Raw genomic sequence first — 15,362 nt, forward strand, 5'->3', positions numbered from 1 at the left:
ATTGTTCTCTTGGTTAACGGCGATAAAGCGGCCGCCAATACTAATGTCTTTCAGGCCATTAGTGTAAAGGCTTCATGCACAGGTAGCCAGTAAGAAATCAATTGAACGGTCGGAGTGGCGTTGTTGTTCAAACTGTACAAAATGGATAGCGAAACGGTTTTTATGGCCGCTAATCGTAGGATAACACCCGTGGGAAGCATCGACTTTAACCCTTACCAAAGCAAGTGCTTGGGCACTGTCACCTTGATAAAAGCCTGCGTGGGCAACGGCATTGTCGTAATTGGACGTGCTACGAGTCAGTTGAAGTAGTAACGTGATCGGGGTAAGCAAAGGTTCGAAATGCGCTATCCAAGAGCGATAATCGTGCTGTTTTTCTTCCCAAGGTTTAGATAGCCAATAATGCAGTTGTGGTAGGTCGAAGTTACAGCAAGCGCCTGGCATGCCGAAGCGTTGTCGTAGTGCGGAAATAAATTTGTCTTGTTTTAATTGGCTGCCGAAGCGTTCAGGCTTTTGTAACGGTTCGCGGGCTTGGGTGAGGGCATTGATATAGATATTGATTTGCTGGTGGTCGACGTGATCTAATTCTTGCCATTTGTTCAGTTGCAGCAAGTGCCGCTCAATATCTTTTAATACTTCATTGCGATAATCGCAGCGTTCAGATAATTCACAGAGGGAAAACAGCGGATAAAAACATCTATGTTGGTGGTCATTGCTTAGGTTACTTTGCAGCTGTTTATCGAGGTATTCGAGCCGCAAGTAGCTGCGAATTTTCTCGTTTAGGGGCTGTTCGTAAACTAATTCAGTCATGGGCGTTATGAGTACCAGATAGTTGTAAATAGCGTTGGTGCAATGCTAGCACCTCTCGTTTTAAGGTTGATATCTCTCCCTGATTATCAATAATGTCGTCGGCTCGGGCGAGTTTTTCGCTGCGGCTCAATTGGCTGTTAATGATGTTATTTACTTGAGATGCATCAACATTGTCCCTTTTTGTGGTGCGGCTGATTTGCAACTCAGGTGAAATATCCACCACTAAAGTCCGATTGACTAACCTATCTAACCCGTTCTCAAATAGCAAGGGCACGACCATAATTACATAGGCCGAGGTTGCTTTTTCTACCTGTGCTAGCATTTCTTGACGGATCATGGGGTGCAATAGCTGGTTTAACCATTCACGTTCTTCAGGGTGGCTAAATATCCGTTGCCGCAGTTTGGCGCGATCGAGTTCACCCTCAGGCGTTAAAATCTCAATGCCAAAATGGCTAACGATGGCCTCAAGTCCTTTTGAACCCTGAGCGACAACGTCGCGGGCAACGATATCGGCGTCGACTAAGGTAATGCCTTCTGCGGCGAATAAATTGGCAACAGTCGTTTTACCGCTACCAATCCCACCCGTTAAACCAACAATAAATTTGGACATAAAACTCTCTTAAAAGCTATGAAGTACGCTACGCTGCTAGGACGGACTTCGTCCTTACAGTCTACGGAACGGGCTTCGCCCTTACGGTAAGCGAAGCGTTCAGTGAGTGAGCTTGCGAACGTTCCGTTATCCTTAATTGAAGCCTGTTCTATAACGTACTTAAGTACCAATCCACTATAGGTTGACCCCATATTAGGGCTATCCAGCCTGCGGCAGCAATATAAGGCCCAAATGGGATGGGATTACCTTGCTTGAGGCGTTTACTGACAATCATGGCGATGCCAACCACTGCGCCAACGAGGGACGAAAGCAAAATCACCAGCGGCAGCATTTGCCAGCCGAGCCAAGCACCGAAAACGGCGAGCAGTTTAAAGTCCCCATAGCCCATGCCTTCCTTGCCAGTGAGGATCTTAAATAGCCAAAAAATGGACCATAAGCTTAAATAGCCAGCTGCCGCACCGATAATGGCATCGGTTGGACTCGCAAAGGTATGATTTAGATTGATGATCAAGCCGAGCCAAAGTAACGGTAACGTCATTTGGTCAGGCAGCAGCATCTCATCAAGATCGATACCAGTAAGGGCAATAAGTACAAATGTCAGTATGCTCGCAAAGGCAAATTGCCAGCTTGGACCAAAGTGCCACGCTAAAGTCGCAACAAGTAGCCCCGTGATTAATTCAATTATTGGGTAGCGGGCGGAAATGGGGGCGTGACAAGCGGCGCATTTTCCCTTGAGCATTAACCAGCCGAATACAGGTAAATTATGCCAAGGTTTAATCGCCGTTTTGCACTTAGGGCAAGCAGAGCCTGGCACCACAAGATTATATTTTTCGGGGAAGCTATCTATAGGTGTATTGAGTTTATCAATACCGATTTGTGTGACTATCTCTGAGTGGTATTCCAGTAAATACTGATTACATTCTTGCTGCCACTCCCGTTTCATCATCACAGGAAATCTGTGGATTACCACGTTTAAAAAACTACCAATGGTGGCGGCAAAAATAAAGCTTAGCGTAATAAAGAGCCAAGGACTCTGATCCAAAGAGTGGCCCAAAAGGGAGATAAATTCTGACATTTGATATTCTTATTTATATTTTGAGGATGAGAAATTAAACTAGCCGCTAACAACTTTACCCATCTGGAAGATAGGTAAGTACATAGCAACAATTAACCCGCCTACGACAGTGCCGATTACCACCATCATAATTGGTTCTATCAGACTTGATAAGCCATCGACGGCATCATCGACTTGCATTTCGTAGATGGTTGATACTTTATTGAGCATGTTATCTAGTGAGCCGGATTCTTCGCCTATCATCACCATCTGCACTAACATATCGGGGAAGAGCCCAGTGGTTTGCATAGCGACATTCATCTGCATTCCCGCCATGACTTCTTGACGAATTTTTAAAATGGCTTTGCGATAGACGGCATTACCCGATGCGCCAGCGGCGGATTCTAAGCCATCAATTAACGGCACACCTGCTGCAAATGTGGTCGCTAAGGTGCGGGCGAAACGAGCCATGGCACCTTTGTGTAAAATCGGTCCAATGGCGGGGATTTTAAGCACGGCTTCATCGACTCTATCTCGCACCATTTGCGAGTTTCGGTGCGCGCGTACAAACAAAAATACGCCGCCGACAATAGCGGCTAAAAAGATATACCAAGAGGATTGTAAGCCGCGGGAAATATGCAGTACCAGTTGCGTAAAGGCGGGTAGTTCTGCACCAAAGCCCTTAAAAATTTCCTCGAATTGAGGTACGACAAAGAGTAATAACAATGTCGTGACTAAAAGCGCGACTATGACGACCGCTGCTGGATAGAACATGGCTTTTTTAATTTTTGATTTGAGCGCTTCCGTTTTTTCTCTGTAGGTAGCTACGCGATCAAAAACCAAATCGAGTGAACCTGAATGCTCACCCGCGGCGACTAAGTCTACATATAGTTCGTCGAAGTAACGTCTATGGGGGCGCATAGCATCGGATAAGGGAATACCCGATTGAATTTCGGTTAAAATAGTACCCAGTAATTCCCGCATTTTAGCTTTTTCATGGCCACGGCCGAGTAGTTCAAATGTCGTTACCAAAGGAACGCCTGCCGCCAACATAGTCGCGACTTGACGGGTCATCATGGCAATATCCATAGGGGTGATATTGGCTTCACCTAATTTAAATAGTGGAGAGGACTGCTTACGAACGCTCTTAGGGTTTACTCCTTGTGATTTAAGCTGGCTACGGATTTCGGCTGCGGTTGCACCTCTAAGCTCTCCTGCCGTTTTTTTGCCGTCGCGATTTACGCCTTTCCATTCGAAGGTATAGATTTTGGGCTGGCTTTTTTGCTCGTTTTTTTTGCCGCGAGACTTTCTTACTGTTGTTGCCGTAGCCATAAATAATCTCTGTTTGGTTGTAAAAGCAGGGCGCTCTTTGCAGTGCTCTACGCTTAAAAACTGGTTACACGATTGACTTCTGCAATACTAGTTACGCCATGAATTACTTTCAATAATCCTGATTGCCGTAAATCACGCATCCCTTGCGCTTTAGCTTGGGAGGCGATTTGTAAGGAGTTACCGCCTTCCATGATAGTACGCGCTATTTCATCGGACATCTTCATCACTTCGTAAATACCAACTCGGCCTTTGTAGCCGCCGGAGCAATGCTCGCAGCCCACAGGTTTAAAGGTGGTAAAACCTTGGGTAATTTGTGCTTGGGCAAAACCTAAACGTAATAGTTCATGCTCGGGGATGATTTCAGCCTGCTTACATTCGGGGCAAAGTCGACGTGCCAAACGCTGGGCAATAATCAGGTTAACTGAGCTGGCGATGTTATAACCTGGTACACCCATATTGATTAAACGAGTCAAGGTTTCGGCGGCCGAGTTAGTATGTAGAGTGGATAATACTAAGTGACCCGTTTGTGCTGCTTTAATGGCAATTTCGGCGGTTTCAAGATCGCGAATTTCGCCCACCATCACCACATCGGGGTCTTGGCGCAGGAATGAGCGTAAAGCAGAGGCGAAAGTGAGACCGGCTTTTAAGTTAATGTGAACTTGGTTTACACCCTCAAGGTTTATTTCTACCGGATCTTCGGCGGTAGAAATATTACGCTCTTCGGTATTGAGAATATTTAATCCTGTATAGAGGGAGACTGTTTTACCTGAGCCTGTTGGGCCGGTCACTAAAATCATCCCTTGGGGTTTTGCTAACATCTCAAGATAGAGTTTTTCTTGGTCGGGCTCATAGCCGAGCTTTTCAATGCCCAATTGTGCGGAGGAAGAATCCAAGATCCGCATTACAATTTTTTCGCCCCATAAGGTCGGTAGAGTGCTTACCCGAAAGTCGATGGACTTAGTGCGGGAAAGTTTCATCTTGATTCGGCCGTCTTGTGGCACGCGGCGTTCGGCGATATCAAGTTTCGACATTACCTTTAATCGCGCCGATAAACGATTTGCAAGGCTAATAGGGGGTTCGGAAACTTCGTGGAGAATACCGTCGATGCGAAAACGAATGCGGTAGCGCTTTTCATAGGGTTCAAAGTGTAAATCCGAGGCTCCTTTACGAATGGCATCGGTTAGAATTTTATTGATATAGATAACAATAGGCGCATCATCACTACTTTCACCTGTTGACTCTTCATTGCGTCTGTCGGTATCCGTTATTTCAATATTGGCTAGAGCCGCTTCATCCATACCACCTAAATCTAGGCCACTAATATCTACTTCGAGGATTTTTTCTAGCGCTTTAGCCAATTTATCTTCTTCAACCAGAATCGCTTCGGCGTGGAGGCCGGCACTAAATTGGAAATCTTCGAGAGCGGCGATATTGGTCGGGTCGGATGTGCCTATATAGAGGCGATTACCCCGTTTAAACAGGGGTAAGCAGCGGTGTTTCTCAATCAGTTTTTTATTGAGGAAGTCCTCAGGAATGGAAGCAAGATCAAATTCATTGAGATCGAGTAATGGGGTGCCATATTCCTCATAGCAAAGCTCGGCAATAGCACGGGCTGAAACCAGTTTACTTTGTACTAAAGTGCTGACTAATGCTTGCTTATTCTGACGGGATTTTGTGATGGCATTAGCCATCTGCTCTTCATTTAGCAGACCTTTTCGGATAAACAGGGTCGATAAACCCAAATGAAGACCTGAAGTTGGCATAATTTTTAGTTACCCATAAACAAAAAAGGGTAAATTCATTGCTGTATCTACCCTTTTCTAAAAATTTAATCAAATTTAATCTTAATACCAAGTTCAGTTTAAGAAATGTTCGCGCCTTTCTTACAAAGTGCTAAGTCAGCGGGATCAGTGCTAGTGACTGTAAATTTAACTCCACCAGCTTTATCATATTCTGCTTTAAGTGCACATTTTGCTTCAGTCCAGTTTAGTTCAAATGTTCCATCTTGAGCTGGATCTGCTGCAACAGTTCCAAATTTTGTATTTTTGGATGCTTCATCTTTGATACCAGTACAACCAATACCTGTTGTGATGCAAGTTTGGACCTTAGTGGAGAACGATGTTATGCCTTTCATCGCAGCTCCACCTTGTGCAGACGTGACGTAATCTTTATACGCTGGTAATGCGATAGCAGCCAAGATACCGATAATGGCAACTACGATCATCAGTTCGATCAGAGTAAAACCCTGAGCTTTTTTATTTAATGCTGTGTTTAAATTCATGGCCTTCATTTTTCTCTCCAGCTAACTATTTAGTGACTTACTGTGGTTGAATAGAGTGTTTAACCTAACCGCTGTTTTACCCTATAAATTGTTTCGACTCGTCAAACTTTTTTACTCATTTATGCTAATAAAATCATTTATATGATCTATGTAACATTAACAGTACACCGATGATCTTGAATGACCCATGTGTAATGACTCATGCTGATTTATCCAAGCCAGCTTTACTAAATTAGCACTAAGTTAATGCTGGGTTAGCGCTTGTTTGAATAAATTATTTCGGCAACCGCACCTTAGGCTAACGTTTTCAAAAATATGCCTCTCAAAAAACGTGAACTAGGCAATTTTAAAAAGAATCCCAGTGCTGACCTTAGGTGAGGTTGACCAAACGGCCATCTCGCCTTGGTAAAAGTTAGTACAAAGTTAGGTAAAAGGAAACAAAAATTAAGTATAAAGTACTAATAAAGTGTTGTTTTTGTATAAAAGGCTAACTTATCGACATATTAGGTTATAACAACTTTTTGACAATATCTGTTTAGCTGGCGTGTGTCTCTATGTTGTCAAATTGGTGACATGAAATGGTGACGGGTTGGGGGGGCGTGAGGGTGAATGATGAGTATGGTAGTGCAGGCAGGATTTCGCATTTGGTTTGCAGGAACCCTACAAAACAAAGGCATTTCGCCTTAATATTTTATGAGTGGAATGTGCTTACGGTACTTTGCGAGAACATTCCACTACCAGCTAACATCCAGCGGTTTTAAGCTTTTAATCTGAGTGATAAATCTAAGGCGCGAACATGCTTAGTGAGTGCGCCAACTGAGATATAGTCCACCCCTGTTTTGGCGAATTCGGCTAGGGTATCTAAGGTGACATTACCAGAGACTTCGAGCTTAGCGCCGGCGCCTTTAGCTTTATATTGATTGTTCATTTCAACCGCTTCGACCATCTTAGTGATGTCGAAGTTATCTAACATTATGATATCTGTGCCAGAGTCGAGTGCTAAGGCGAGCTCTTCGAGTGACTCCACTTCGACTTCAACGGGTTTATTCGGGTACAAGCTGCGGGCGGTATCTACGGCTTGGCGAATACCGCCACAGGCCATAATGTGGTTTTCTTTAATCAAAAAAGCATCATATAAACCAATACGATGGTTTTTTCCGCCGCCGCAGGTGACGGCATATTTTTGTGCCGTGCGTAGGCCAGGAATTGTCTTGCGAGTATCCAACAAACGAGTGTGAGTCCCTGCCAGTTTATCGACATAATGTTTGGTTAAGGTAGCTACGCCAGAAAGTGTTTGGATAAAGTTCATTGCCGTGCGTTCGCCAGTGAGAATAGCGCGCGCAGGACCTGATAATTCACATAATAGCTGGTTGGGTAATACTAGATCGCCATCATCCACATGCCAATGCAGTGCGACTTCACCACCGAGTTGGTTAAAAACCTGCTCTGCCCATGCTTTACCACAAAAAACGCCTTCTTCACGGGTGATTAAAGTGGCTTCAGCGTACTTATCGGCGGGGATCAACATTGCTGTGATGTCGCCATAAGCGATGGCTTTGGTTTGATCGTTGATTTCGGTGCCACCTAAGTCTTCACTGAGGGCTGATTTTACTGATTGGCGGATATCGTTTTCTAACATAAGCGGAGTCCTTGCATTACGGCCTACTTGCATTTTAGGTTAAGATTACCACGGCCTTAGGTCTCACGGAACAGGTTGGAAGATTGAGCAAAAGGAGTAAGCTGCAGCCTTATTTAAATTGAGAGTGGATGGTTTACTTAATGATCTCAATGTTAAAAGATAGCTCAGTCAGTAAGTTCCGTGCGCAGGGTTTCTTCTTTGCTTGGAGGAATACTGTTAGAGTAAGGCGGTATATGTGGCATAGAGGATAAGCTCATCATGCGGTTTGATTCGGGTTGGTGTGATAGTGCGAGGCGTTGTGAGTCGCCACATTTTAATCAACGTCCCTTGAATGAAGTGAGTTTGTTAGTGATCCACAATATTAGTCTGCCCGCAGGCTGCTTTGGATTACCTTACATTGATCAATTATTTCAAGGGTGTTTAGATACTAATGCCGATTCCAGCTTTGCACCGTTGCAGGGCTTGCAAGTGTCGGCGCACTTTTTGATCCGCCGCAATGGCGAGCGTGTCCAATATGTAAGCTGTAATGACAGGGCTTGGCATGCTGGGGTGTCTCGTTATGGTGAGAGAGAGAATTGTAATGATTTTTCCATTGGTATTGAACTGGAAGGCACAGATACTGAGCCTTACACTCCTGAGCAATATCAGTCACTCATCGAGTTAACACAAGCCCTACTGGTAGAATATCCATTGCTGAGTATTGAACGGATTGTGGGTCATTGTGATATTGCGCCAATGCGGAAAACGGACCCAGGGCAAAGTTTTGATTGGGAAGGATATTTAGGCAAGTTAAAGGAATATACTCAGGCGTTGCGCTCTTAGTTAATCACTTAACTTTTTGGATTTTAGACGTATTCCATATAAACCTAGACTATTTATGGACAAATTATAGAGGTACAGCCCATGGCATTATTTTCACTCTTGGTCGCCATTTTAGTGGAGCGACTTAAATTTCTTCCTTCATCATGGCAATTTGATCGTTTACTGCAATCCTATCAGACAACATTTTTCGGTGATAAAGCGTCACTGACAAGCTTGATGATGGCGTTGGCGTTAGTGCTACCAGCCTTGTTGGTATATGTTTTATCTTGGTTAGTGGCGGGAATGTTTTGGGGCTTATTAAGTTTAGCCCTATGGATTGTTGTGGCAGTGGTTTGTTTTAACCATCAGAAACAGCGTGATATTTTCAAAAAATATATGCAAGCGGCTTGTCGCTCAGATGTCCAAGCTTGTTACCATTATGCCGCCGAACTCGATTGTAGTGAGTGTTTAGATGCTGTATCCGAGAAAGACCTTGGTGCCAAAGTGGGTCAAAGTGTTGCTTGGATTAACTATCGTTATTATGGTGCCGTGGCGTTGTTTTTCATTTTTTTAGGTCCAGTCGGTGCTGTACTGTATTGCACTGTACGTTTTTATGCCGAAGAGAATGCCCGTAAATCCCTAGAGCTACCCTTAGTCAACGAAGTGATTACGCTACTGGATTGGTTACCGAGCCGGATTTTCGCCTTTGGTTATGCTTTAAGTGGTCAATTTAGTGAAGGTTTAGCGGCGTGGCGCCGTAATGGGTTGACCTTAAATGCGACCGCTCGCACTGTGGTTGCTGAAACGGCATTAGCGGCACAACCTTTACCTGAGGTCGCAAGTGCACCTATATGTGTACAATCAACCTTAGCATTATTAGTGCTCAGTAAACGTAACTTTACACTTATTGTTGCAATACTTTCATTACTGACCATTTTTGGATTGGTGAGTTAAAAGAAGGATGCTTCGTAGCTAGAATCGAGAACGCTTCGCTGCTAGGGCGTCGCTGTGCTCCTTCTAGTCTAGAACCTAGAATCTATCCGCTGCGCTTTTTGCAGCGCCTAGTAGGGCGAAGCCCGTGCTTTTGTCAAATGGTCTGACCCCATAAACATTTTTTTCCGCTATGCTCTCTCTTCGTGGGTGCTTTTGATCGAGATCGCTTTTAAGGAGTGATCTTCAATCTGGACATCAAAACGCTGATTTGATAAAGTGCGCTCACTCAAAAAAATTGGTAAGACCAATTTACAACGGAGCTGAGCGCCTGATGGCCTATAGTAAAATTAATCAGCCAAAAATTTCTGACGTGATCATGGCGCAATTAGAGCAAATGATCTTAGAGGGGAGTTTACAGCCCGGTCAGAAGTTACCGCCTGAACGCGAACTGGCGATCCAGTTTGAAGTGTCTCGACCTTCTTTGCGTGAAGCTATTCAAAAGCTTGAGGCAAAAGGACTGTTAATGCGCCGCCAAGGCGGTGGTACTTATGTCAAAGAACAACTCTGGCAGACCCTTGCCGATCCTATTGTTGAACTGATGAATTCAGATCCAGAGAGTCAGTACGACTTACTGGAGTTCCGCCATGCCACCGAAGGCATGATGGCCTATTTTGCGGCCCTGCGTGGTACCGACGCCGATATGCAAAATATCAAGCGTATGATCCTCGAGGTGGAAGCCGCCACCGATATCGAACAAAAAGCTGCTGCGATTGTGCGTTTTTATCGTGCTGTGGCGGAAGCGTCACATAACGTGGCTATGTTACACCTCGTTCTTAGTTTAACCCCTGTGCTGCATCAAAATGTGGCGCAAAACCTGGAGCTTTTAAGCCGCCGCGAAGAAGCTTCTACTATGGCTAACGATCACAGACGGGCCTTGCTCGCTGCCATCGTTCGTCGTGATCCCGACGCCGCCAGAGAAGCCTCAAATGAACACTTAAGTTACATCGAAGAGGTGATGTTATCTGTGCGGGAAGAAGATAGCCGGTTGCAGCGAAGCTTGCGCCGTTTAAAGAGTGGCGCTTAAGTTCTGTGATTTAGCTGCCAGCTAAATCGGAATATGCCGCAAACACCATTCATTATCATGTATATAGAGAAGGACAGTGTCATGTCTGAAGATATGCTACAAGACGTAGATCCGTTAGAGACTCAGGAATGGGTTGATGCCCTGCAAGCCGTGTTGGAACAGGAAGGCCCAGAGCGCGCGCATTTTTTACTAGAAAAGCTGATCGATAAAGCGCGTCGTAATGGCACTCACTTGCCTTATAACGCCACAACGGCTTACCTGAACACTATCCCTGCGGGTCAAGAGCCGCACATGCCTGGCAACCAAGAGATGGAACGTCGCATTCGCGCCATCATCCGTTGGAACGCTTTAGCTATGGTGCTTCGTGGTTCTAAGAAAGATTTAGAATTAGGCGGCCATATTTCAAGCTTCGCCTCAAGCGCGACTATTTATGACGTATGTTTTAACCACTTCTTCCGCGCACCCAATGAAAAAGACGGTGGCGATTTAGTGTATTTCCAAGGCCATATCGCCCCTGGTATTTATGCGCGTTCATTCTTAGAAGGTCGCTTAAGCGAAGACCAACTGGCTAACTTCCGTCAAGAAGTGGATGGCAAGGGTCTGTCTTCATACCCACATCCAAAACTGATGCCGGATTACTGGCAATTCCCAACAGTTTCTATGGGCTTAGGTCCTATCCAAGCGATTTATCAGGCGCGTTTCCTGAAATATCTGACTGACCGTGGTCTGAAAGATTGTTCAGCACAAACCGTTTACTGTTTCTTAGGTGACGGTGAGTGTGATGAGCCAGAAGCTTTAGGTGCGATTGGTTTAGCGGCCCGTGAAGAATTAGATAACTTAGTCTTCATCGTTAACTGTAACTTACAGCGTCTTGATGGCCCTGTACGTGGTAACGGTAAGATCATCCAAGAACTTGAAGGCGAATTCCGCGGCGCAGGCTGGGAAGTGGTTAAAGTGATTTGGGGTCGTTACTGGGATCCATTATTGGCCCGTGACACTAGCGGTAAGTTACTGCAGTTAATGGAAGAAACCGTTGACGGTGAATACCAAAACTGTAAAGCCAAAGGTGGCGCTTATACTCGCGAACACTTCTTTGGTAAGTATCCTGAAACGGCCGAAATGGTGGCTAACATGTCAGATGATGACATTTGGCGCTTAAACCGTGGCGGTCATGATCCTGTGAAAGTGTACGCTGCCTTAGATCACGCACAAAAAACCAAAGGTCGCCCAACGGTGATTTTAGCCAAGACTGTAAAAGGTTACGGTTTAGGTGATGCGGGTGAAGGTAAAAACATCGCTCACAACGTGAAGAAAATGGGTATTGAGTCTATCCGTTACTTCCGCGATCGTTTCAATATTCCGATCCCAGATGACCAGTTAGAAGATCTGCCTTTCTATCACCCAGGTCCAGATTCTGAAGAAGTGAAGTACATGATGAGCCGTCGTGAAGCGCTGCATGGTAGCGTGCCACAACGTCGTCAAAAGTTCACCGAAGAGATGGAAGTGCCGTCACTGAAGATTTTCGATTCGATTTTACAGGGCTCTAACGGCCGTGAAATTTCATCGACTATGGCATTCGTTCGTGTTCTGACAGCTCTGCTGAAAGACAAGAAAATTGGCAAAAATATTGTGCCAATTATTCCTGACGAAGCTCGTACTTTCGGTATGGAAGGTTTGTTCCGTCAAGTGGGTATTTATGCTCACGAAGGCCAAAAATATATTCCGCAGGATTCTGACCAAGTTGCTTACTACCGTGAAGATAAAACCGGCCAAGTATTGCAAGAAGGGATTAACGAACTCGGCGCTATGTCTTCATGGGTATCAGCAGCGACGAGCTACTCAGTCAACGATACACCTATGATCCCGTTCTACATCTACTACTCAATGTTCGGTTTCCAACGTATTGGCGACATGGCTTGGGCTGCGGGTGACATGCGTGCTCGTGGTTTCTTAGTGGGCGGTACTTCAGGCCGTACAACGCTTAACGGCGAAGGTTTACAGCATCAAGATGGTCACAGCCACGTATTGGCGAACACTATCCCTAACTGTATTACTTACGATCCAACCTACGGCTACGAAATTGCCGTTGTGGTACAAGATGGTATCCGTCGTATGTACGGCGAAAATCAAGAAGATATCTTCTATTACTTGACAACAATGAACGAAAACTATGAGCAACCAGCCATGCCAGAAGGTGCGGAAGTGGGCATAGTGAAAGGTATCTACAAGTTAGAAACGGTTGCGGGTTCAGGTAAAGGCAAAGTTCAGTTAATGAGCTGTGGCACTATCCTTGAACAAACTCGTAAAGCGGCGCAAGCACTGGCGAAAGACTTTGGTATTACTGCCGACGTATTCAGTGTGACCAGCTTTAACGAATTGACTCGTGATGGTCAAGCCGCTGAGCGTTGGAACATGCTGCACCCAACCGAAACGCCAAAACAAGCCTATATCAGCCAAGTGATTTCAAGTGATGCACCTGCAATCGTCGCGACTGACTATATGAAGATTTACGGCGAACAGTTACGTGCTTATATTCCTACCGATTACAAAGTATTAGGTACTGACGGTTTCGGTCGTTCAGACAGCCGCGAGAATCTGCGTCACCACTTCGAAGTGGACGCTAAGTTCATCGTTATTGCGGCACTGAAATCACTGGTTGATCGCAAAGAGCTGCCTGTCGATGTGTTAGCAAAAGCCATTAAAGAATATGGTATCGACGCTGACAAGATCAATCCACAGTACGCGTAAGAGGCAATGAAAATGGCTGAATTAAAAGAAGTTTTTGTTCCTGATATCGGCGGCGATGAAGTGCAAGTGATCGAAATTTGTGTGGCTGTGGGTGATACCTTAGCTGCAGAAGAATCGATTCTTACCGTCGAAAGCGACAAGGCGACTATGGATATTCCAGCGCCTTTCGCCGGTGTTTTAGCCGAATTGAAAGTGGCTGTGGGCGATAAAGTATCTGAAGGTACTTTGATTGCTATGATGCAAGCGGCGGGCGCGGCAGCTGCCGCTCCGGCTCCAGTTGCAGCCCCCGCTCAGGCGGCACCAGCATCTGCACCAGTTCAAGCGGCTCCTGCCCCTGTGGCTGCTGCTCCTGCGACGGGCGCAACCAAAGTGGTTGAAGTCACTGTGCCAGATATCGGTGGCGACACTGATGTATCGGTTATCGAAGTATTGGTTGCTGTCGGTGACACGATTGAAGTTGATAGCGGTTTAATTACCCTAGAAACAGACAAAGCGACGATGGACGTGCCATCACCTTTCGCGGGTGTGGTTAAAGACGTTAAAGTTGCGGTTGGCGATAAAGTGTCGCAAGGCTCTTTAGTCATCATGCTTGAAGTGGGCGGTGCTGCACCTGCTGTGGCTCCAAGCGTTAGCGCGCCAGCTGCAACTGTGGCTCAGGCGGCTCCTGCCGCTACGGTAGCGCCAGCGGCCGCAGCACCAGCGGCAAGCGTGGTTGCGGTAAAAGAAATTCAAGTGCCGGATATTGGCGATGCCAGTAATGTCGATGTGATCGAAGTGCTCGTGTCTGTCGGTGATGAAATCACTGCCGACCAAGGTTTGATTACGCTTGAAACTGACAAAGCCACCATGGAAGTGCCTGCGCCATTCGCCGGTAAACTGCTGTCTTTGACTGTTAAAGTGGGTGACAAGGTTTCTCAAGGTAGCGTCATTGCGACGATTGAGACGACTTCTGTTGCAACAGTAAGTGCGGGTGCAGCTCAAGCTGCTGTTCCAGCTCCAGTGAGCGCTGCACCCGTTGCAGCCCCAACACCTGCAAGCCGTCCACCAGTACCACATCACCCAAGCGCAGGTACACCTGTGTCTACCGGTGCGGTACATGCGTCTCCTGCAGTACGCCGTTTAGCCCGTGAGTTTGGTGTCGACTTGACCCAAGTGACAGGTTCTGGCCGTAAAGGTCGCATTATGAAAGAAGACGTGCAGGCGTATGTGAAATACGAACTGTCGCGTCCGAAAGCGACTGCTGCAACTTCTGTTGGTTCAGGTAACGGCGGTGGTCTGCAAGTGATTGCAGCACCTAAAGTTGATTTCAGTAAGTTTGGTGAAGTGGAAGAGATTCCATTAAGCCGTATCCAGAAGATTTCTGGCCCTAACTTACACCGCAACTGGGTGACTATCCCTCACGTGACTCAGTTCGATGAAGCTGATATCACTGAAATGGAAGAGTTCCGCAAGCAGCAAAACGATGTAGCGGCGAAGAAAAAAGCCGATTACAAGATCACGCCTTTAGTGTTTATGCTGAAAGCTGTGGCTAAAACATTGCAACAGTTCCCTGTGTTCAACTCGAGCTTAAGCTCTGATGGCGAATCACTGATCCAGAAGAAGTATTTCCACATCGGTGTGGCGGTTGATACGCCAAACGGTTTGGTTGTGCCAGTCGTGCGTGACGTGGATAAGAAAGGCATTATCGAGTTATCTCGTGAACTGGCTGATATCTCTATCCGTGCCCGTGATGGCAAGCTGAAATCTGCTGATATGCAAGGTAGCTGTTTCACCATTTCAAGTTTAGGTGGTATTGGCGGTACGGCGTTTACGCCTATCGTGAACTACCCAGACGTGGCGATTTTAGGTGTGTCTAAATCTGAAATTAAGCCTAAGTGGAATGGTAAAGAGTTCGAACCTAAATTGATGTTGCCGCTGTCACTGTCATACGATCACCGCGTGATCGATGGTGCCATGGCTGCACGTTTTAGCGTAACGCTGTCAGGAATTCTGTCCGATATTCGTACTTTGGTTCTGTAAGCATATAAGGCTGCTCATCTTGAGCAGCCTTTTGTTTATTGTGATCAGTATCAA

At 45.9% G+C, this 15,362-nt stretch carries 12 protein-coding genes; 5 read left to right on the forward strand and 7 right to left on the reverse strand.

All coding sequences use genetic code 11. The annotated features are described in order from the left end of the window. Window positions 1-72 precede the first annotated feature (72 nt). The 7 genes from zapD to nadC all read right to left on the reverse strand — a co-directional run bounded on the left by zapD (window position 73) and on the right by nadC (window position 7,723). On the reverse strand, window positions 73-807 hold the full coding sequence (gene zapD, locus L5M28_RS17050; protein WP_168825833.1) for a cell division protein ZapD: 735 nt from the start codon (window positions 805-807) through the stop codon (window positions 73-75). Then, window positions 800-1,417, reverse strand: a complete 618-nt coding sequence (gene coaE / locus L5M28_RS17055; RefSeq protein WP_263204056.1) for a dephospho-CoA kinase — start codon at window positions 1,415-1,417, stop codon at window positions 800-802. Before coaE ends, zapD begins: the two co-directional genes overlap by 8 nt. Window positions 1,418-1,565: 148 nt before the next feature. Then, window positions 1,566-2,492: a prepilin peptidase gene (locus tag L5M28_RS17060; RefSeq protein ID WP_263204059.1), complete on the reverse strand. Its 927-nt coding sequence runs from the start codon at window positions 2,490-2,492 to the stop codon at window positions 1,566-1,568. A gap of 39 nt (window positions 2,493-2,531) precedes the next feature. Further along, complete coding sequence (locus tag L5M28_RS17065) at window positions 2,532-3,803, reverse strand: type II secretion system F family protein (RefSeq protein ID WP_263204061.1); 1,272 nt, start codon at window positions 3,801-3,803, stop codon at window positions 2,532-2,534. Window positions 3,804-3,856: 53 nt separating this feature from the next. Further along, window positions 3,857-5,566 (reverse strand): type IV-A pilus assembly ATPase PilB, encoded by a 1,710-nt coding sequence (gene pilB, locus L5M28_RS17070; protein ID WP_263204062.1) that lies wholly within the window; start codon window positions 5,564-5,566, stop codon window positions 3,857-3,859. A gap of 98 nt (window positions 5,567-5,664) precedes the next feature. Further along, window positions 5,665-6,093 carry a prepilin-type N-terminal cleavage/methylation domain-containing protein gene (locus tag L5M28_RS24150; protein WP_317630021.1) on the reverse strand — a complete coding sequence of 143 codons (429 nt, stop codon included), beginning with the start codon at window positions 6,091-6,093 and terminating at the stop codon, window positions 5,665-5,667. A 748-nt stretch (window positions 6,094-6,841) separates the two neighbouring features. Beyond that, window positions 6,842-7,723, reverse strand: coding sequence for a carboxylating nicotinate-nucleotide diphosphorylase (nadC, locus tag L5M28_RS17080; RefSeq protein WP_105250404.1), 882 nt, complete (start codon window positions 7,721-7,723; stop codon window positions 6,842-6,844). A gap of 258 nt (window positions 7,724-7,981) precedes the next feature. On the opposite strand from nadC, the gene ampD reads away from it, so the two are divergent. The 5 genes from ampD (at window position 7,982) to aceF (ending at window position 15,308) form a co-directional block, all read left to right on the forward strand. Beyond that, window positions 7,982-8,545, forward strand: a complete 564-nt coding sequence (gene ampD, locus L5M28_RS17085; RefSeq protein WP_219255471.1) for a 1,6-anhydro-N-acetylmuramyl-L-alanine amidase AmpD — start codon at window positions 7,982-7,984, stop codon at window positions 8,543-8,545. An 81-nt stretch (window positions 8,546-8,626) separates the two neighbouring features. Continuing rightward, the gene (gene ampE / locus L5M28_RS17090; RefSeq protein ID WP_263204063.1) at window positions 8,627-9,478 is read left to right on the forward strand and encodes a beta-lactamase regulator AmpE; all 852 of its coding nucleotides are present in this window, start codon (window positions 8,627-8,629) and stop codon (window positions 9,476-9,478) included. A gap of 310 nt (window positions 9,479-9,788) precedes the next feature. Then, window positions 9,789-10,541 (forward strand): pyruvate dehydrogenase complex transcriptional repressor PdhR, encoded by a 753-nt coding sequence (gene pdhR / locus L5M28_RS17095; protein ID WP_105250401.1) that lies wholly within the window; start codon window positions 9,789-9,791, stop codon window positions 10,539-10,541. 81 nt (window positions 10,542-10,622) lie between these two features. Continuing rightward, window positions 10,623-13,289: a pyruvate dehydrogenase (acetyl-transferring), homodimeric type gene (gene aceE / locus L5M28_RS17100; protein WP_105250400.1), complete on the forward strand. Its 2,667-nt coding sequence runs from the start codon at window positions 10,623-10,625 to the stop codon at window positions 13,287-13,289. Window positions 13,290-13,301: 12 nt separating this feature from the next. After that, entirely contained in the window at window positions 13,302-15,308 is a 2,007-nt protein-coding gene (aceF, locus tag L5M28_RS17105) for a dihydrolipoyllysine-residue acetyltransferase (RefSeq protein WP_263197989.1), read from the forward strand. The last annotated feature ends 54 nt before the right edge of the window (window positions 15,309-15,362 follow it).

It is taken from the genome of Shewanella sp. SW32, assembly GCF_025653365.1.
GTDB lineage: Bacteria > Pseudomonadota > Gammaproteobacteria > Enterobacterales > Shewanellaceae > Shewanella > Shewanella oncorhynchi.